We start from the raw sequence: 18,838 nt of genomic DNA, 5'->3' as shown, positions 1-18,838 counted from the left end.
GCCGGCTCACCGGAAGCGTTCGGCCGAATAGGGGGCGGGGTCGGTGCACGGCACCTCGCCATTCATCATTTCCGCCAGCAGGCGGCCGGTGATCGGCCCCAGCGTGAAGCCGAGATGCTGGTGGCCGATAGCGAGCCACATGCCGTTCTGGCCCGGCGCCGGCCCGATCACCGGCAGCATGTCCGGGAAGGCCGGGCGGCTGCCCATCCACGGCTCCGGCTCGGCCCGGGCGCCGAGGGGGAACAGGCCGCGCGCCAGCACCTCGGTCTTTTCAAGCTGAACCGGGCTTTTCGGCGCGTCGCGGCGGGCGAATTCGACGCCCGTCGTCAGCCGGATGCCGCCGACCATCGGCGTGATGACATAGCCACCCTCCTCGTCCAGCACCGGACGCGAAAGGCTGGCATTGCCCTCGGCATGGTAATGCATGTGGTAGCCGCGCTTGACCTCCAGCGGAAGGCGGACACCGAAGGGGCGCAGCAGGTCCATCGCCCAGGGGCCGAGAGCGACCACCACCTCGGGCGCTTCGACGGCACCCTCCTCGGTGGTGACCGACCAGCCCGAACCGAGCCGGGCCAGGGTGCGGGCATCGCCGCGGAGCACGCGCCCGCCAAGCTCGGCGAAATGCGCGGCATAGGCCTGCGTCACGCCGCCGGGGCTCGACACCGAATGCGGGTCCGACCAGATCACCGCGCCCCGGAACACCGGGCGCAGCGAGGGTTCCATCTCCAGCGCCTCGTCGACGCTGATCTCGCGGGCGCTCAACCCGTAGGAATGCGCCAGGGGAAACTCGCTGCGCTCGACATCGAGGCCCGCCTCGGTGCGGTAGAGCTTCAGCCAGCCGCCCTCGCGGAAGAAATGGCTGGCGCCGGCGGCGCGGGCGAGCCGGTCATGCTCGTCGACGGTAAAGGCCAGCAGCTTTCCCATGTCCCGGGCATAGTCGAGCAGCCGGGCGGGCGATGAGGCGCGCCAATAGGCGTACATCCACGGCATCAGCCGGGGCAGCGCATCCCAGTGGTAGTTCGCCGCCGGGTTGCGCCCCAGCGCCACATCCACAAGCGCCGAGATCTTGCGCGGAAAGGCGACCGGGTAGATCGAGGCGCGCTCTACCAGCCCGGCATTGCCATAGGAGGTCTCGTCGCCCGGGCCGCGCCGGTCCACCAGCACGACAGAACGCCCCCGCTGCGCGAGGTGATGGGCGACGCTGGTGCCGACAATGCCGGCGCCGAGCACGATGGTGTCGGTCTTCATGATGAACCTGCGGGGAGAGGGGCGGTCGGCACGATGCAGGGGCGGACGACGCCGGAGCGCCGCCCGCGAGCCGATCAGTTGATCGGGAACGGGAAGTATTTGGCGTTGATCTTGGCGAAAGTGCCGTCGGCGTTGATCTCCTCGATCGCCTTGTTCAGCGCCTCACGCAGCTCGTTGTCCTCCTTGCGCACGGCGATGCCGGTGCCCTGGGGATTCACGTCCTTGAGGTCGGGGCCGACAAAGCTGCAGCACTTGCCGTCGGCGGACTTCTCCAGCCATTCATAGAGCACGAACTTGTCGGCCAGAACGGCGTCGAGGCGGCCGGCGGCAAGGTCGGCATTGGCCTCGTCCTGCGTCGGGTAGAGCTTGATCTCCGAGTCCTTGTACTTGTCTTCGAGATAGGTCGCGCCCGTGGTGGAGGATTGCGCGCCGATGGTCTTGCCCTTCAGCGCCGCCGGGGTGATCTCGGTGATCTTGGTGTCCTTCGGCGCGATGAAGCTGCCGGGAGTCAGGTAATAGGGAATGGTGAAGGCGACCTTCTCCTTGCGCTCGTCGGTGATCGACATCGAGGCGAGGATCACGTCGTATTTCTTGGCGAGCAGCGCGGGGATGATGCCGTCCCAGTCCTGCGCGACGAAGGTGCATTCGACCTTCATCTTGGCGCACAGCGCCTCGCCGATCTCGATGTCGAAGCCGACGAGCTTGCCCGAGGAGTCGACCGAGTTGAACGGAGGATAGGCCCCCTCGGTGCCGATGCGGACCTTCTTCATCTCGGCCTGCGCGGCGCCGGTGCCGATGGCGAGCGCGGCGGCCGCGAGCAGAATCTTGGCGATTTTCATTGTGGCTGTTCCCGTAACCGGCGCCGGTTGCTCCGGCGACCCGCCCTGAGGCTAGGTCGCGGCCGGCCCGCAGGCAATCGTGGAAACACCCAACCTTTGGCGGGGCTTGTCAGAAGTGGCTGAAACTGCCTCGGCGGAACGCCACCGGCGCGCCGGCGGAATCTCGGACTGAAAGTTCCGGTGCCTCCCGCGTGAGGCCGATCACCGACACGCCAATTCCCGCTGTGGTGGCGACGGTCTGGAAGCGGCTCAGCGCCTCCTGCGGCACCACTGCGAGGATTTCGTAATCGTCGCCGCCGGTGAGCGCGGTCTCCCGCAGGGCCGGCTCCGCCGCCAGCACCCGCCGGGCGGCGGGGCTCAGCGGCACACGGTCAATGTCGATCTCGCCGCCAATGCCCGAGGCGGCCAACATCTTGGCGAGGTCGCCGATCAGCCCGTCGGACACATCCATTGCCGCGCTCGCATGCTCGCGCAGCGCGCGGATCAGTGGCAGGCGCGGGCGCGGCAGCAAATAACGCTCGCGCAGGAAGCCGGCCTCCTCCTCGCTCAGCCCGGCAAAGCCCGGGCGAGCGGGGTCCAGCCGCAGGGCGAGGCCGAGCGCGCCGTCGCCGATGCTGCCGCTGACCACGATCGCCTGCCCGGCCTTCGCGCCGGCCCGGCGCACCATGGTGCCCGCCGGCACGGCGCCGATGGCGGTGATGGAGACGGTGAACGGCCCCGGCGTGCGCACCGTGTCGCCGCCGAGCAGCGGGGCATCATACAGCGCGGCATCGGCCGCGATGCCGCCGGCAAAGGCGTCGAGCGCGGCGGCGTCCATCTCGGGCGGGATGGCGAAGGCCAGCATCACCCCGAGTGGGCGAGCGCCCTTGGCGGCGAGGTCGGACAGGTTCACCCGCATCGCCTTGCGGGCGATGGCGTCGGGCGGATCGTCGGCGAAGAAATGCACGCCGGCGACCAGCGCGTCCTTGGTCAGCACCAGCTCATGGCCGGGTGGCACGGCGAGCAGCGCGGCATCGTCCTTCAGGTTCAGCGCGCCGGGATGGGTGGCGATGGGCGCGAACAGCCGGTCGATCAGCGCCTCTTCGCCGGACGGCACCGCCGCGCTGCAACCTTCCGCCATCGCCTCCCCCTCTAGCCGGCGAAATCGGCCGGCCGCTTCTCCCGCGCAATGCCGTCGAGCACCGCATTGACCATGCCGGTCTCCTCCCGGTCGAGGAAGGCGCCGGCGACGTTCACATATTCGGCGATGACCACACGGGCAGGAACGTCCGGGCGCTCGGAAAGTTCATAGGTGCCGGCGCGCAGCGTCGCGCGCAGCACCGCCTCGATGCGCTTGAGCGGCCAGCCATGCACCAGCGCGGCGTCCAGCAGCGTGTCGACGCGCCGCTGCTCGCGCACCACGCCGCTGACGATGTCGCGGAACAGGTTGACGTCCGCGACAGCGATCTCGTCGCCCTCGATCTCCTGGCCGATCCAGTGGCTCTCGAACTGGGCGAGGATTTCCGACAGCGGCGTCGCCGCCAGATCCATCTGGTAGAGCGCCTGCACGGCGTTGAGGCGGGCGGCGCTCTTGCGCAGCGGCTTGTGTCCGGCGGGTTTGGCGCCCGGCTTGTCCTCGGTCGTCATCGCGCTCACCCGACCCGGCGCTTGAGGCGAAGCAGCGCCAGCGCCGCCTCGGCCGCGCCGCCACCCTTATTGCCGTCCGAAACCCGCGCCCGCACCCAGGCCTGCTCGTCGGTCTCGACGGTGAGGATGCCATTGCCCACCGGCACCTTGCGAGCGACGCCGAGGTCCATCAGAGCGCGGGACGATTCGCCGGCGACGATCTCGAAATGATAGGTCTCCCCGCGCACCACGCAGCCGAGCGCGACCAGTGCGTCATAGGGGCGGCCGGCGGCGGCGGCGGCATCGAGCGCGATCGCGGCGGCGACCGGAATCTCCAGCGCGCCGGGCATTGAGATGACGTCGGCATGCGCGCCCGCCGCCTTGATGGCGCCCAGCGCGCCGGCCAGAAGCTCGTCGGCGATGTCGTCGTAGAAGCGCGCTTCGACGATGAGAATGCGTTCACCGAACAGCGGAACGGTTTCGGCGGCATCGGATGCGCGCGGCGGGCGGGGGCTCGCCATGGTGTTACCTCATGAACTGACAGAGCCGACGACGTACAGGCGTCAACGGAACTCCGCAAGCCGCGCGGCGTAACGGGCCATCATGTCGACTTCGATATTGACACGGCCTCCCGCCTCGACCGCGCCCCAGGTGGTGTGCGTCAGCGTGTGCGGGATCAGCAGGCAGGAGAAGCGGTTGCCCTCCACCGTGTTGACGGTGAGCGAGGTGCCGTCGAGCGTCACCGAGCCCTTGGTGGCGATGAAGGGTGCCAGCGCCGCCGGGGCCTCGAAGGTGAAGCGCGTCGTCTCGCCGAGGTCTTCGCGCGCCACGACATGCGCCACGCCGTCGACATGACCCTGCACGATATGGCCGCCCAATTCGTCGCCGATCTTCAGCGCGCGTTCCAGATTGAGCCGCCCGCCGATGGCCCAGTCGCCGGCCGTCGTCACCGCCAGCGTTTCCGGCGCAGCCTCCACCTCGAAAGCGTCGGGCTGCAGCGCCACCACGGTGAGGCAGACGCCCGAACAGGCGATGGAGGCGCCGAGCTCGATGCCGGAGGTGTCATAGCGCGTCGCGATGGTCAGCCGCCGCACGTCGTTGCGCGGCTCGACCGCGCGCAGGGTTCCGATGTCGGTGACGATGCCGGTGAACATTCTAGCGACGCCTCATGATGCGCAGGCGGTCCACGCCCTGCTTTTCCTCATCCACCACGCTCAGATAGTCATCAAGGGCACCGAGTGGCAGCCCCTCCAGCGCGTCGAGCGCGTCCGGGCCGAGCGGCCGCGGCGCGGTGAACAGGTTCACCTCGTCCACCAGCCCGCCCGCGAGAAAGGACGCCGCGACGCGCGGGCCGGCTTCGACCATGATCCGGGTCAGGCCGCGCAGCGCCAGCAGCTTCAGGGTCTCGTCGAGATCGAGCCCGCCTTCCGGCCGGCGCCGCACCCGCATCACCTCGACGCCCATGGCGCCCAGCATCGCTTCCGGCGCGGCCGGCGCGTCCTCGGCGGCCACGATCCACAAAGGGGCGACATCGAGGCTGCGGGCGAGCGCGCTGGTGGCGGGAAGCCGCAGCTCGGCGTCGAGCACGAGGCGCAGCGGCGAGCGCTGCGCCATGCCCGGCAGGCGGCAGGTGAGCAGCGGATCGTCGGCCAGCACGGTGCCGATGCCGGTCAGCACCGCGTCATGGGTGGCGCGCAGCATGTGCACCCGATCCCGGGCCATCGCGCCGGTGATCGCCGCCGGCCGGCGTCCGGCCAGACCCACCTTGCCGTCGGCCGACACCGCCATTTTCAGCATGATGTGCGGGCGCCCCTCGGTGACGCGACGGATGTGCCCGGCATGGTCGATCAGTGCCTGCGCCGCCCCGGTGCCGACATCGACGGTGATTCCCGCCTCGCGCAGAATGGAGAAGCCCCGGCCGGCGACGCGGAAATCGGGGTCCTGAACCGCCGCGACCACGCGGGCAATGCCGGCGGTGCGCACGGCGTCGACGCAGGGCGGCGTACCGCCATGGTGCGAGCAGGGTTCCAGCGTGACATAGAGCGTGGCGCCGCGCGCCGCCTCCCCGGCCTGCGCCAGGGCTTGCGGCTCGGCATGCGGGCGCCCGCCCTGCGCGGTCCAGCCGCGTCCGACGATGAGCGGCCCGCGTGGACCGTCACGCACCACCAGCGCGCCGACGGCGGGGTTCGGCCAGGTATGGCCGCGTTCGCGCCTGCCGATGCTGAGCGCGGCCGCCATCAGCGCGGCGTCGAGAGCCGATCCGGTCATGGGATAGCGAGCGTTGCGCGCCGGCCGGGCATTAGTCGTCGAGTTCCCCATCATTCGGGCGGCGCGCGGTCAGCTCCTCCACCGATGCGCCCTCGGCGAGCCGGGGGCCGAGTTCGCCCAGCAGGGTCTCGAAATCCTTGGCCTCGCGGAAATTGCGGTAGACCGAGGCGAAGCGGACATAGGCGACATCGTCGAGCTGCTTGAGGCTTTCCATCACCCGCTCGCCGATCATTTCAGAGGTGATCTCGCTCTCGCCCATGCTTTCCAGCCGGCGGACGAGGCCGGAGACCAGCCGTTCCACCCGCTCGGGCTCGACCGGGCGTTTCCTTAGCGCCACCTCGATGGAGCGGGCCAGCTTGTCGCGGTCGAACGGCACGCGGCGACCGGAGCGCTTCAGCACGGTGAGTTCGCGCAACTGCACCCGCTCGAAGGTGGTGAAGCGGCCGCCGCAATCCGGGCAGATGCGGCGGCGGCGGATGGCGGCGCTGTCCTCGGTGGGACGGGAATCCTTGACCTGGGTGTCGAGGCTTCCGCAGTAAGGACAGCGCATCGTTCGGCCTCAGCTATAGAGCGGGAAACGGGCGACCAGCTCGGCCACCTTGCCGCGCACCGACGCTTCCACGAGGCTATCCTCGTCGACGCCCTTCTGCGAGAGCACATCGAGCACTTCCGCGATCATGTCGCCGACCTGCTGGAACTCGGCGACGCCGAAGCCGCGCGTGGTGCCTGCCGGGGTGCCGAGGCGGATGCCGGAGGTGACGAAGGGCTTCTCCGGATCAAACGGGATGCCGTTCTTGTTGGTGGTGATGTGGGCGCGCCCGAGGGCGATCTCCGACACCTTGCCGGTCAGCTTCTTCGGGCGAAGATCGACCAGCATGAGGTGGGTGTCGGTGCCGCCGGAGACGATCTCGAAGCCGTGGCCCTTGAGGTTTTCCGCCAGCGCCTTCGCGTTCTCGACCACGTTCTTCGCGTAGACCTTGAACTCCGGCTGCAGCGCCTCGCCGAAGGCCACGGCCTTCGCCGCGATCACGTGCATCAGCGGGCCGCCCTGAATGCCGGGGAAGATGGCGGAGTTGAACTTCTTCGCCAGATCCTCGTCATTGGTCAGGATCATGCCGCCGCGCGGGCCGCGCAGGGTCTTGTGGGTGGTGGTCGTCACCACATGGGCGTGCGGCACCGGATTGGGGTGCACGCCGCCCGCCACCAGACCGGCGAAATGGGCCATGTCGACCATGAGATAGGCGCCGACCGAATCGGCGATCTCGCGCATCTTGGCGAAGTCGATATGGCGCGGATAGGCCGAGCCACCGGCGATGAGCACCTTCGGCTTGTGCTCGTCGGCGAGCTTGGCCACCTCTTCATAGTCGATCCGCTGGTCGTCGCGGCGCACATTATAGGGGATCGGCTTGAACCACTTGCCCGACAGGCTCACCGGCGCCCCATGGGTCAGGTGACCGCCAGCGGCGAGGTTGAGGCCGAGAAAGGCGTCGCCCGGCTGCATCAGGGCGAAGAACACGGCGGTGTTGGCCTGCGCGCCCGAATGCGGCTGCACATTGGCGAAGCCGGCGCCGAACAGCTTCCTGGCGCGGTCGATGGCAAGCTGCTCGGCCACGTCGACATATTGGCAGCCGCCATAATAACGGCGCCCGGGATAGCCTTCGGCATATTTGTTGGTCAGCACCGAACCCTGCGCCTCGAGCACGGCGCGCGAGACGATGTTCTCCGACGCGATCAGCTCGATCTCGTCGCGCTGGCGGCCGAGCTCGGCGGTGATGGCGCCGGCGAGCTCCGGATCGGTCTCGGACAGCGGCGCCGAGAAGAAGCGGTTGGTGAATTCAGCGGAAGAAGCATGAGCTTCGGACGACATAGACCGGCCTCCCTGGGCGGTGGCGATGCCTCCCGGCCGGCGGCGTGCCGACCGCGAAATCGAGGCGGGTCGCTTAGCACAGCACCCCGGGCTTTCAAAGCATGCGCGCCGCAGGGGTGCCTTGCATCGAGGCGGCAGACGCTGCGGAAGGGCGCGACACCGCACAAGGCGGAACGGCACGGGGGGAGATGACAGCGCGCGCCGCCCGCGCCTATCGTGGCGCCCCCACCGTTTCGCGAATCCGGGCCCTGCCATGAAAATCATCCACTCGCCGCGCCATCTCGGCCATTCCGGCCATGTCGAACTGATGAACGGCCGGGTCGTCCCCGCTTTCGAGAAGCCCGAGCGGGTGGCGATGATTCTCAACGCCATTGGCGAGCGGCCCTTCGGCACGCTGATCGAGCCGGCGGCGCACGGTCTCGACCCGCTGCTCAAGGTGCACGACGCGGATTATGTCCGCTTCCTCGCCGATGCCTGGAAGCTGTGGACGGCGGATGGCCGCGACTTCCCGGCGCTGCCGAGCTTCTGGCGCGCTCCGGGCATGCGTACAGACATCGTGCCGGAGACCATTGACGGCAAGCTCGGCCATTACTCTTTCGATGCCGGCTGCTGCATGGTGGCGGGCACCTGGGACGCCGTGCAGGCGGCGGCCGACATCGCGCTGACCGGCGTCGATCTCGTCGCCGGCGGCGAGAAATCCGCCTTCGCCCTTTGCCGTCCGCCCGGCCACCACGCCCATGCCGGCACGATGGGCGGCTATTGCTTCATCAACAATGCCGCCGTCGCGGCACAGAGCTTCCGCGACCGGGGCGCCGCCCGCGTCGCCATTCTCGATGTCGACTACCATCACGGCAACGGCACGCAGGCGATCTTCTACGACCGGCCGGACGTGCTGGTGTGCAACATCCACGCAGACCCGCTGCAGGAATTTCCCTATTTCCTCGGCTTTGCCGACGAGATCGGGGCCGGTGTCGGTGAAGGTTTCAACGCCAATTTCCCGCTGCGCTGGGGCACCGACTATGCCGGCTGGGGCGCGGCGCTGGAGGCCGCCTGCGCGCGGATCGAGGCGTTCGGGGCGGATGTGGTCGTCGTCTCGCTCGGCGTCGATACCTACAAGGAAGACCCGATCTCGCAATTCCTGCTCGACAGCCCGGACTATCTGAAAATCGGCGCCCGCATCGCCGCGCTCGCCCGCCCCACCCTGTTCGTGATGGAGGGCGGCTATGCCGTCGAGGCGATCGGCATCAATGTGGCCAACACGTTGGAAGGGTTCCTGCAGCGCTGAGCTGCGGACGGCCGATCAGAGCCGGTAGAGAATCTGGTCGGTCCAGAACCGTTCCAGCCGGTTCAGCGCCTTGTTGAGCTGCTGGAAATCCTGCGGGCCGATGCCGCCGATCTGCTCGATGGTGACGAGATGCTTGGCGTGGAGGCCGTCGACGATGTCGCGCACCTCCTCGCCCTTCTCGGTCAGGCGGATGCGCACCGCGCGGCGGTCGACGCGCGAACGGCGATGGTCGAGAAAGCCGGTCTCAACCAGCTTCTTGAGATTATAGGAGACGTTGGCGCCGAGATAATAGCCGCGCGTACGCAGTTCCGCCGCCGTCAGCTCGGCGTCGCCGATATTGAACAGCAGCAGCGCCTGCACCGCGTTGATATCCTCGCGGCCGCGCCGGTCCAGTTCGTCCTTGACCACGTCGAGCAGCCGCCGGTGCAGCCGTTCCACCAGCGTGACGGCTTCCCGGTAGAGCGGACGGATCGCGTCCCGACGCTCCTCCCCGGCCTCGTTGATGCTGACGACATTGGCCGCCTGAGCTGCGCGCATGGCCCGTACCCCTGTCTCGCTCTGGGGATTGATCCCTCTCGTGAGAGGCCAAGTCTTCGGCGGGCGGAGCTAAGATCGGTTTAAGCGACAGGCTGAATCCTTCGTCACCACCGGGGGTTAACAGATGGTGAAGCGTCAGCGTTCGCTCTCGCGCGCGGCCTTGTAGGTCAGGAAGGCGTAGCCGGCGACCAGCACCGTCTCCAGCGCGGCGACGAACATCAGCCGGCCGACGCCCTCCGGTGCCGAAGCGTTGATGAGAATCTGCACCATGGCCGTCACCAGCCACAGCACCACGCCCCAGGAGGCGCCGAGCCAGAGGCCGACGGCAGCGACGGGATTCATGATCGCGGCCCAGATCACCGCCGATTTCGCCGCGAGCGAAATCATCTCGAACCGGCTCATGTCGCCGTCCCACACGCCGCAGATCAGCGTCCAGCTATAGACGGTCTTCACCATGAGGAAACCGGCGAGGCAGCGCAGATAGATGATCACGCGCGACTGCCAGAGCGGCATGTGGGTGCCGGCCAGGCCGAGCGTGGCGTCGATGGGGTCGTAGGGCGAGCTCATGGCGCTTCCATACTCCAAATCGCGCTCAGGCAAGCAGCAATTCGTCGTCGAGCGGCGTCTCGAACAGCGCGGCGATGGCGGCGGGGTCGACCTCCTCCAGCCGGCCGGGACGCCAGATCGGCTTCTGGTCCTTGTCGACCAGCACGGCGCGCACCCCCTCGAAGAAGTCGCTCTGGTCCAGAAGCCGCGTCACCAGCCGGAATTCCAGCGACAGGCAGCCGGCAAGGTCGAGGCCGAGCCCGCGCTGCATCTGCTGGAAGGCGATGTGCACGCTGGTCGGCGAGGCGCGGCGCAGCGTCTCAAGCTGCAGGCGGGCGAAGTCCGCCGCCTCGCCCTCGCCTTCCCCCACCTTTTCCAGCGCCACCACGATCGCCGCCACCGAGCCGCCGGCAAAGATGCGGTCGATATGCGGGTAGAGGCTGGCGAGGGCCGGCGCCGGCGGGCGGGCGGCATGGCGGGTGAGCGCCGCCTCCATCGGCTCGCCCGCAGCTAGCACGGCGAGCAAATCGGGCCAGCGGGCAACGGGGATGTGATGGGTGTAGAGGCCGAGCGCCACCGCGTCCGACATGCCGATGCGCGCCCCGGTCATGGCGAGCCAGGTGCCGCTCCAGCCCGGCAGGCGCGGCAGCACGAAGGTGCCGCCGACATCGGGGAACAGGCCGATGGCCACTTCCGGCATGGCGAAGCCGAGAGTTTCCCCGGCCACGCGGTAGCGCCCATGCCCGCTCAGGCCGAAGCCGCCGCCGAAGCACAGGCCGTCGACCAGCGAGGCGAAGGGCTTGGGGTAGCTGGCGATGAGATAGTCGAGCGCGTATTCGTCGCGCCAGTATTGCCGCGCCTCCTCCTTACGCCCGGTGCGGCCGAGTTCGGCCATGGCGCGCACATCGCCGCCGACGCAGAAGGCGCGTTCATGCGCGGAGCGCAGCACGACATGGGCGATGGACGGGTCGTCGATCCAGCGGCGCAGCGTCGCGTCCATGGCGCGCACCATGGGATGGTCGAGCGCGTTCAGCGCCCGGGGACGGTCGAGCGTCACGAGGCCGAGCGTGCCCCGCTGCTCGAAGCTGATGCCGATATCGGTAGTCACGTGGCTCCTGCCTTGCCGCTGTCTCGCCTGCCACTTAGGGCTTTCCACGTTGCCGGCAAAGCCGCAAGGCCGATGAAGGCCCCCACGCCGCGGCGTCCGGTCGGCGCCCGGTGCCCCACCGCGTCAACATGCCCCGCAATGTGAAAACCGGCTTATACGCAATCACCCGGGTGAAGAGGTCGCGCGCGACGTCGTATGGAGCTATAACCATTCGAAAGTGCCGCGCCGGAGGCGACGCGGCGGGATCCCGGCCTCCCTGCCGAGTGTCTTCGCGAGCTTGTTCATGACCATTCCCTTCGCCCGTCCGCGCCCCGTTCATCCCGAGCCCTCCGGCCGGCCGGATTCCTCCTCGAAGCTCGATCTGCTGCAGCGCCCCCGGCGCAACCGCAAATCCGAATGGGCCCGCCAGTTGCTGCGGGAGAACACGCTCACCGTCGCCGATCTCATCTGGCCGATCTTCGTCAAGGACGGGCATGGCGAGCGCAGCGCGATCGGCTCCATGCCGGGCGTCGAGCGCCTCACCGTCGATGAGGCGGTGCGCGAGGCGGAGCGGGCGGCGCGGCTCGGCATTCCCGCGCTGGCGCTCTTCCCTTACACCGACCCGGCGCTGCGCACGGCGGACGGGCGTGAGGCGCTGAACTCCGGCAATCTCGTCTGCCGCACGCTGCGGGCGATCAAGGACGCCGTGCCGGAGATCGGCCTCATCACCGATGTCGCGCTCGATCCCTACACCAGCCATGGTCATGATGGCCTGCTCGACACGCAGGGCCGCATCCTCAATGACGAGACGGTGGCGGTGCTGGTGGAGCAGGCGCTGGTGCAGGCAGAAGCCGGCGCCGATGTCATCGCCCCCTCCGACATGATGGACGGCCGCGTCGGCGCCATCCGCCGCGCGCTCGACGGCGAGGGCCATCACGACGCGCAGATCCTCGCCTACAGCGCCAAATACGCCTCCGCCTTCTACGGCCCGTTCCGCGACGCGGTCGGCTCCACCGGTTGCCTCAAGGGCGACAAGCGCACCTATCAGATGGACCCCGCCAATGGCATGGAGGCGCTGCGCGAAGCGGCGCTCGACATTGAGGAGGGCGCGGACATGCTGATGGTCAAGCCCGGCCTGCCCTATCTCGACATCGTCTACCGGCTGAAGGAGACCTTCGGCCTGCCGACCTTCGCCTATCAAGTGTCGGGCGAGTACGCGATGATCGAGGCAGCGGCCCGCAATGGCTGGCTCGACGGCGAGAAGGCGATGATGGAGAGCCTGATGGCCTTCAAGCGCGCCGGCGCCGACGGCATCCTCACCTATTTCGCCCCTCGCGTGGCGGAAAAGTTCGCCCGCGACGCCTGACGGCGGCGGGGCGCGTTCCCATGACCGGCGCCGCGCGCCTCGGCCATCGCCTCGTTCTCACTGCACTGATCGGCCTGACACTCCTCCTCACTGGCTGCGGTTCGGTCGTCGATTCCGACCAGGCGCGGCTGTGCCGCGCCGCTGCTGAGGCGCTGCACGAGGACGGCACCGAGATCACCGAAACCCAGCTCGCGCCGCTCGCCCGCGACCCCGCCGCTCTCCGCTACAGCTACCGCACCCGCTCCGCGCTCGGCAGCGCCGCGCATCAACTGGTCTGCCAGTTCGCCGCCCGCACCGGCGCCGCCCGTTTCGATCTGGTGGGGCTGGTCGCCGATGGCCGGCCCCTCGGCGAGGTGAAGCTCTACATTCTCAAGCGCTGGGGGCTGGAGGACAGCCGGGCCGATACGGGAAGAAAACCGCTTCTGCGCCTGGGGCCGCAGGGCGCCTATTGGCTGCAGCAGGGGCTGGGCGGGCTGGTGTTGATGGGTGTCTACGGGCTCATCGCCGCCAGTTTCGCCTTGATTTACGGGCTTTTCGGCCGGATCAACCTCGCTTTCGGCGAAATCGCCGTCGCCGGCGGCGTCTATATGCTGGTCGCCTTCAGCCTTGCCGGCGCGCTCGGGCGGATAGACCCGGCGGGACTGACCACGGCGTTGATCGCCGGCATCGCGGGCGCGGCGCTGTTGAGCTGGGTGATCGGTCGCGGCGTGATGATGCCGATCCTCGCCCGCGCCCGCTCGCCGCAGCCGGTGCTGATCGCGACGCTGGCGCTCGCCATCGTGCTGACGGAACTGTTCCGCCTCACCGCCGCCTCGCGGGAGAACTGGCTGCCGGCGCTGTTCAACCGGCCGATCTTCGTCGCCGGCCAGACGGGCTTCATCGCCACCGTCACCCCGGCGCAATTGCTTGCCGCCGGCCTGACGCTGAGCGGCATCTCGCTCCTCATCGGCCTGATCCGCTTCACCGACTACGGCCGCAACTGGCGCGCCTATGCCGATGACCCGCTGATGGCGGCGCTGGTCGGCGTCCGCGTTCCCCGGTTGATCGGTGCGACTTTCGCGCTGGCCGGAGGCTGCGCCGGGCTTGCGGGAGTGGCCATGGTCGTGGCCTATGGAACGATTACACCCGGCGACGGGATGTCAATGACGCTCAAAGCCTTGATTTCGGCTATTATTGGCGGCATTGGCTCGGTGCCGGGCGCGCTTATTGGCGCGGTCATCGTCGCCGGCGTCGAAATCGTGTGGTCGTCCGCCTTCGATATCGCGTATCGCGACGTGGTGATCTACTCCCTTCTGGCGGCCGTTCTTCTTCTGCGGCCGGGAGGGCTCCTCCAGCGTGCGGCCGCGTCGCCGCGAGAATTCTGAGTGGTTCCATGACCTTGCCCGTAACCCCCGCCGATGTCGCCTCCGCACGCAAGCTGCTGGATGGCGCGGTGCTGCGCACGCCTACCCTGCCGGCGCCGCGCCTTTCGGCGATTACGGGCGCGCATGTCTATGTGAAATACGAGAATCTGCAGGTCACGGCGAGCTTCAAGGAGCGCGGCGCACTGACCAAGCTCTCCAGCCTGTCGCCGCAGGAACGCGCCGCCGGTGTCGTCGCCATGTCGGCCGGCAATCACGCGCAGGCGGTGGCCTATCACGCCGCCCGGCTCGGCATCCGCGCCACCATCGTGATGCCCAAGCACACGCCCATCGTGAAAGTGGCGGCCACCGAGGCGCATGGCGCGCGGGTGGTGCTGCACGGCGAATCGGTCGGCGATGCCTCCGAGGAGGCCGACCGCATCGCCCATAACGAGCATCTAGTCTGGGTCCACCCCTATGATGACCGACATGTGATCGCCGGCCAGGGCTCGATCGCCGCCGAGATGCTGGAGGACGCGCCTGATCTCGATTCGCTGCTCGTCCCGGTGGGCGGCGGCGGCATGATTTCCGGCATGGCGGTCGCCGCGCGCGACATGCGGCCGGACATCGAGATCGTCGGCGTCGAGACCCGGCTCTACCCCTCGATGTGGAACGCGCTGCACCAGCAGTCGCTGCCCTGCGAAGGCGCGACGCTCGCGGAAGGAATCGCGGTGAAGCAGGCAGGCACGCTGACGCGCGAGCTTGTCTCGGCGCTGGTGTCCGACGTCGTGCTGGTGGGCGAGCCGACCATTGAGCGTGCGGTGAACCTGTTCCTGACCCAGCAGAAGACGCTCGCCGAGGGTGCCGGCGCGGCCGGCCTCGCTGCGCTGTTGGCCGACCCCGACCGCTATCGCGGCCGCAAGGTCGGGCTGGTCGTCTCGGGCGGCAATATCGACCCGCGTATTGTGGCCTCGATCATGATGCGCGAGCTGGAGCGGGAGGAACGGATCGTCTCCTTCCGCTTCTCAATGCTCGACCGTCCGGGTGAACTCGGCATCATCGCCAGCCTGCTGGGTGGCCTCGGGGCGAACATTCTCGAAGTGGAACACAAGCGGCATTTCCTCGACGTTCATGCCAAGGGCGCGCGTCTCGACGTTACCGTCGAAACCCGCGACCGCACCCATGCCGACGAGGTCTACCGCGCGCTGATCGAGAATGGCATGGACGTGGTGCGGGTCGACTGGCAGTCCGCCAGCTGACCGCGAGCGGCGCGGTGCCCTTGCCGGCAGCGCAAACGGCCCCCACCTGACGCTCCGGGAGGAAACCGGCATGTTCGACACCAGCGATGACGGGGCGGTGCGGCCCTATGCCTTCGATCCGCTCGTCGAACCCGAGTATTTCCGCGGCGTGCTGTTCCGTCGCTTCATTGCCTTCATTATCGACACGGTGCTGATCTGCGTGCCGGTCGGCATGGCGGCGCTGCTGATCTTCATCTTTGGCTTCCTGACGTTCGGCATTGGCTGGTTCCTGTTCAGCCTGCTGGGGCCAGGCTACGTCGTGTGGGCCCTTGTCTATGTCGGCCTCACCCTTGGCGGGCCGCGCTCGGCCACCATCGGCATGAGGGCCATGGGCATCGAGATGCGGCTGTGGCACGGCGCTCCGATGACGCCGATGCTCGCGGTCGTCAGCCTCGTGCTGTTCTGGGTGTCGGTCAGCGTGTTCACGCCCTTCGTGACGATTGTCGGCCTGCTCAACCGGCGCAAGCGGCTGGTGCACGACTTCATCATCGGCACCGTCGTCACCAATAATGACGAGCGGGCCGGCGAGTTGCGCGGTTATCGCTGATCCCGACGATTTTGGCGGCGGCAGGCTTTGACGTCGCGCCCGCGCCGCGCGATCCTTGACGCCCACGCAATGTGAACCAGCCGTGACCGAACATTCGCGCGACACACCGCAGTTCTACCTGACCGCACCCTCGCCCTGCCCCTATCTGCCGGGCCGGTCGGAGCGGAAGGTCTTTACGCATCTGGTGGGTGAGCGCGCCACGCAGTTGAACGATGTGCTGACCCATGGCGGGTTCCGCCGCAGCCAGTCGATTGCCTATCGTCCGGCCTGCGAGCAATGCCGCGCCTGCGTTTCTGTGCGGGTCTGCGTGGACGATTTCCGCGAGACCCGCAGCTTCCGACGGGTGCGGCAGGCCAATGCCGATCTTGTTGGCGATATCCGCGCCGCCATACCGACCGCTGAGCAATATTCGCTGTTTCGCGGCTATCTCGACAGCCGTCACTCCGATGGCGGCATGGCCGATATGACCGTCCTGGACTATGCCATGATGGTCGAGGACAGCCATGTCCGCACCCGGCTGATCGAATATCGCCGCCACGGGCCCGGCACTGCGGTCAGCGGGCGCGGCCACGGCGCGCTCTATGGCGTGGCGCTGACCGATGTGCTCGCCGATGGCCTGTCCATGGTCTATTCCTTCTATGACCCGGACGAGGCCGCCCGCTCGCTCGGCACTTTCATGATCCTCGATCACATCGCCAAGGCGAAGGAAATGAGACTTCCTTTCGTCTATCTCGGCTACTGGGTCGAGGGGTCCGACAAGATGAGCTACAAGCGGCGCTTCCTGCCGCAGGAACGGCTTGCGCCGGCGGGCTGGCTGCGGGTGGAGGAGTAGGTCACCGGGCCGTCATATGACAGAATGATGCCGATGAGGCGCCGGCGTCATCGGGATGTGACGCAGCGGGACTAGCTGTCTGGAACGCTTCCAACCCGGAGCGGGACAGATTGCCGGAGCCCCCCATGACCGACAACTCCCTCGACCCCGTACACGGATCACCCTTCCGCACCAGCCTGCTCGAAGAGGCCGACGGCGCTGGCAACAACCCGACGCTCAACCCGACCATGGGCGAGTTGATCTCGCTCCGCTTCTCCCGTCGCGGGCTCTTGAAGGGCTCGCTCGCCGTCTCCGCCATCGCCGCCACCGTCGGCCCGGCGGCCCTGCTGACCGCCGAGAAGGCGCAGGCCGCCACGGATGGCGCCGCCGCCAATGGCTCGGCCTTCAGCTTCGTCGAGGTCGAGGCCGGCGTCGATCAAACCCATCATGTCGCCGAAGGCTATGACGCCGAGGTGCTGCTGCGCTGGGGCGACCCGCTCTTTCCCGACTCCCCCGCCTTCGACCCGAAGAACCAGACCGCCGAGGCCCAGCGCCGGCAATTCGGCTACAACAACGACTATGTCGGTTTCATCCCCCTGGGCGGCTCGTCGGAGCATGGCCTGCTGGTGGTGAATCACGAATATACCAATGAGCACCTGATGTTCCCCGGCATTGTCAGCGTCACTGATGGCAAGCTGAAGGTGGCGCCGGCGGACAAGGCCCGCGTCGACATCGAGATGGCCGCGCATGGCGGCACCATTGTCGAAATCCTGAAGGTGGACGGCAAATGGCAGGTGGTACGCGATGGCGCGCTCAACCGCCGCATCACCTCGACGACGCCCATGCAAATCACCGGCCCGGCCGCCGGCAGCGACCGGCTGAAGACGGCGGAAGACCCGACCGGCACCAAGGTGCTTGGCACGCTGAACAATTGCGCCGGCGGCGTCACGCCCTGGGGCACCTATGTGATGGCCGAGGAGAATTTCCACGGCTACTTCCTCGGCAAGCTGCCCGAGGGACACAAGGAGGCCGCCAATTACAAGCGTTATGGCGTGCCGGAGGGCGCCTATGAGTGGGGCAACATCTACCCCCGCTTCGACCTCGCCAAGGAGCCGAACGAGCCGAACCGCTTCGGCTGGATTGTCGAAGTCGATGTGAACGACCCCAATTCGGTGCCGAAGAAGCGCACCGCGCTCGGCCGCTTCAAGCATGAGGGCGCCGAGTCGATCGTCGCCAAGGACGGCCGCGTCGTGTTCTATCTCGGCGATGATGAGCGCTTCGACTATGTCTACAAATTCGTCACCGCCGGCACGTTCAACCCGAATGACCGCGCCGCCAATATGGAGCTGCTGGATTCCGGCACGCTCTATGTCGCCAAGTTCGACGCCGACGGCGCGCTGGAATGGATGCCGCTGGTGTTCGGCCAAGGCCCGCTGACTGCCGCCAACGGCTTCGCCAGCCAGGCGGACGTGCTGATCGAGATCCGCCGCGCCGCCGACCTGCTCGGCGCCACCAAGATGGACCGACCCGAAGACGTTCAGCCGGACGGCGTCAACGGCAAGGTCTATGTGATGCTGACCAACAACACCCGCCGCAAGGACGAGCAGGTCGACGCCGCGAACCCCCGCGCCAAGAACGCCTTCGGTCATATCATCGAAATCGCCGAGGCTGACGGCGATTTCGCCGCCACCAAGGGCCGCTGGGAAGTGCTGCTGAAATGCGGCGATCCGTCCGTCGCTTCGGTCGGCGCGTCCTTCTCCACCGACACCACCCGCAATGGATGGTTCGGCATGCCGGATAATTGCGCGGTCGATTCCGCCGGCCGGCTCTGGGTCGCGACCGATGGCAACAACCCGAAGGACACCGGCCGCACCGACGGCCTCTGGGCGGTGGACACGGAAGGTGGCGCGCGCGCGACCTCCAAGCTGTTCTTCCGCGTGCCAGTGGGCGCGGAGATGTGCGGCCCGCTGTTCACCCCGGACGACCGCACTGCCTTCGTCGCCGTGCAGCACCCCGGCGATGGCGGCACCGACTGGGCGCCGTTCGGCCGGCCTTCCTATTACGAGGATCTCTCCACCCGCTGGCCGGACTTCAAGGACGACATGCCGGTGCGACCGGCCGTGGTCGTCATCACCAAGAAGGATGGCGGCGTCATCGGCAGCTGAGGTAAACGCTCAGAACACGCCCCCGGCCC

General features: G+C 68.1%; 19 protein-coding genes. 7 read left to right on the top strand and 12 right to left on the bottom strand.

The features are described from left to right. Positions 1–6: 6 nt before the first annotated feature. The 9 genes from AAC979_RS07305 to glyA all read right to left on the bottom strand — a co-directional run bounded on the left by AAC979_RS07305 (position 7) and on the right by glyA (position 7,827). Positions 7–1,248: an NAD(P)/FAD-dependent oxidoreductase gene (locus AAC979_RS07305; RefSeq protein WP_371346159.1), complete on the bottom strand. Its 1,242-nt coding sequence runs from the start codon at positions 1,246–1,248 to the stop codon at positions 7–9. Between the two features lie 74 nt (positions 1,249–1,322). Beyond that, positions 1,323–2,087 (bottom strand): ABC transporter substrate-binding protein, encoded by a 765-nt coding sequence (locus tag AAC979_RS07300; protein WP_371346158.1) that lies wholly within the window; start codon positions 2,085–2,087, stop codon positions 1,323–1,325. Positions 2,088–2,196: 109 nt separating this feature from the next. After that, positions 2,197–3,207 carry a thiamine-phosphate kinase gene (thiL, locus tag AAC979_RS07295; protein ID WP_371346157.1) on the bottom strand — a complete coding sequence of 337 codons (1,011 nt, stop codon included), beginning with the start codon at positions 3,205–3,207 and terminating at the stop codon, positions 2,197–2,199. A gap of 11 nt (positions 3,208–3,218) precedes the next feature. Then, positions 3,219–3,713 (bottom strand): transcription antitermination factor NusB, encoded by a 495-nt coding sequence (gene nusB / locus AAC979_RS07290; protein WP_371346156.1) that lies wholly within the window; start codon positions 3,711–3,713, stop codon positions 3,219–3,221. A 5-nt stretch (positions 3,714–3,718) separates the two neighbouring features. Further along, positions 3,719–4,213 carry a 6,7-dimethyl-8-ribityllumazine synthase gene (gene ribH / locus AAC979_RS07285; RefSeq protein WP_371346155.1) on the bottom strand — a complete coding sequence of 165 codons (495 nt, stop codon included), beginning with the start codon at positions 4,211–4,213 and terminating at the stop codon, positions 3,719–3,721. A 42-nt stretch (positions 4,214–4,255) separates the two neighbouring features. Continuing rightward, a complete protein-coding gene (locus AAC979_RS07280) occupies positions 4,256–4,846 on the bottom strand; it encodes a riboflavin synthase (protein ID WP_371346154.1) in 591 nt (196 codons plus the stop codon). Position 4,847: 1 nt separating this feature from the next. Next, positions 4,848–5,960 carry a bifunctional diaminohydroxyphosphoribosylaminopyrimidine deaminase/5-amino-6-(5-phosphoribosylamino)uracil reductase RibD gene (gene ribD, locus AAC979_RS07275; RefSeq protein WP_371346153.1) on the bottom strand — a complete coding sequence of 371 codons (1,113 nt, stop codon included), beginning with the start codon at positions 5,958–5,960 and terminating at the stop codon, positions 4,848–4,850. Between the two features lie 31 nt (positions 5,961–5,991). After that, complete coding sequence (nrdR, locus tag AAC979_RS07270; RefSeq protein WP_371346152.1) at positions 5,992–6,510, bottom strand: transcriptional regulator NrdR; 519 nt, start codon at positions 6,508–6,510, stop codon at positions 5,992–5,994. Between the two features lie 9 nt (positions 6,511–6,519). Beyond that, positions 6,520–7,827, bottom strand: coding sequence for a serine hydroxymethyltransferase (glyA, locus tag AAC979_RS07265; protein WP_371346151.1), 1,308 nt, complete (start codon positions 7,825–7,827; stop codon positions 6,520–6,522). Positions 7,828–8,080: 253 nt separating this feature from the next. Here glyA and AAC979_RS07260 point away from each other — a divergent pair, with 253 nt between their 5' ends. Further along, positions 8,081–9,112, top strand: coding sequence for a histone deacetylase family protein (locus AAC979_RS07260; protein WP_371346150.1), 1,032 nt, complete (start codon positions 8,081–8,083; stop codon positions 9,110–9,112). Positions 9,113–9,127: 15 nt separating this feature from the next. Here the strand turns inward: AAC979_RS07260 and ldtR are convergent, their stop codons facing one another. The 3 genes from ldtR to AAC979_RS07245 form a co-directional block, all read right to left on the bottom strand. Next, positions 9,128–9,649 (bottom strand): transcriptional regulator LdtR, encoded by a 522-nt coding sequence (gene ldtR, locus AAC979_RS07255; RefSeq protein ID WP_371346149.1) that lies wholly within the window; start codon positions 9,647–9,649, stop codon positions 9,128–9,130. Positions 9,650–9,784: 135 nt separating this feature from the next. Beyond that, a complete protein-coding gene (locus AAC979_RS07250; protein ID WP_371346148.1) occupies positions 9,785–10,216 on the bottom strand; it encodes a DUF6163 family protein in 432 nt (143 codons plus the stop codon). A 25-nt stretch (positions 10,217–10,241) separates the two neighbouring features. Next, entirely contained in the window at positions 10,242–11,303 is a 1,062-nt protein-coding gene (locus AAC979_RS07245; RefSeq protein WP_371346147.1) for an enoyl-CoA hydratase/isomerase family protein, read from the bottom strand. 283 nt (positions 11,304–11,586) lie between these two features. On the opposite strand from AAC979_RS07245, the gene hemB reads away from it, so the two are divergent. The 6 genes from hemB (at position 11,587) to AAC979_RS07215 (ending at position 18,809) form a co-directional block, all read left to right on the top strand. After that, positions 11,587–12,648, top strand: a complete 1,062-nt coding sequence (hemB, locus tag AAC979_RS07240) for a porphobilinogen synthase (protein ID WP_371346146.1) — start codon at positions 11,587–11,589, stop codon at positions 12,646–12,648. A 20-nt stretch (positions 12,649–12,668) separates the two neighbouring features. Further along, positions 12,669–14,012, top strand: a complete 1,344-nt coding sequence (locus tag AAC979_RS07235) for a branched-chain amino acid ABC transporter permease (RefSeq protein ID WP_371346145.1) — start codon at positions 12,669–12,671, stop codon at positions 14,010–14,012. Positions 14,013–14,020: 8 nt separating this feature from the next. Then, positions 14,021–15,247, top strand: a complete 1,227-nt coding sequence (locus tag AAC979_RS07230; protein WP_371346144.1) for a threonine ammonia-lyase — start codon at positions 14,021–14,023, stop codon at positions 15,245–15,247. A 70-nt stretch (positions 15,248–15,317) separates the two neighbouring features. Beyond that, positions 15,318–15,833 carry an RDD family protein gene (locus AAC979_RS07225; RefSeq protein ID WP_371346143.1) on the top strand — a complete coding sequence of 172 codons (516 nt, stop codon included), beginning with the start codon at positions 15,318–15,320 and terminating at the stop codon, positions 15,831–15,833. Between the two features lie 82 nt (positions 15,834–15,915). After that, positions 15,916–16,665 (top strand): arginyltransferase, encoded by a 750-nt coding sequence (locus AAC979_RS07220; protein ID WP_371346142.1) that lies wholly within the window; start codon positions 15,916–15,918, stop codon positions 16,663–16,665. 125 nt (positions 16,666–16,790) lie between these two features. After that, positions 16,791–18,809, top strand: a complete 2,019-nt coding sequence (locus AAC979_RS07215) for a PhoX family phosphatase (RefSeq protein WP_371346141.1) — start codon at positions 16,791–16,793, stop codon at positions 18,807–18,809. The last annotated feature ends 29 nt before the right edge of the window (positions 18,810–18,838 follow it).

It is taken from the genome of Ancylobacter sp. IITR112, assembly GCF_041415945.1.
Taxonomy (GTDB): Bacteria; Pseudomonadota; Alphaproteobacteria; order Rhizobiales; family Xanthobacteraceae; genus Ancylobacter.
The sequence above is the reverse complement of the archived record's forward strand: the minus strand, read 5'-3'. Positions and strand labels throughout refer to the sequence as shown.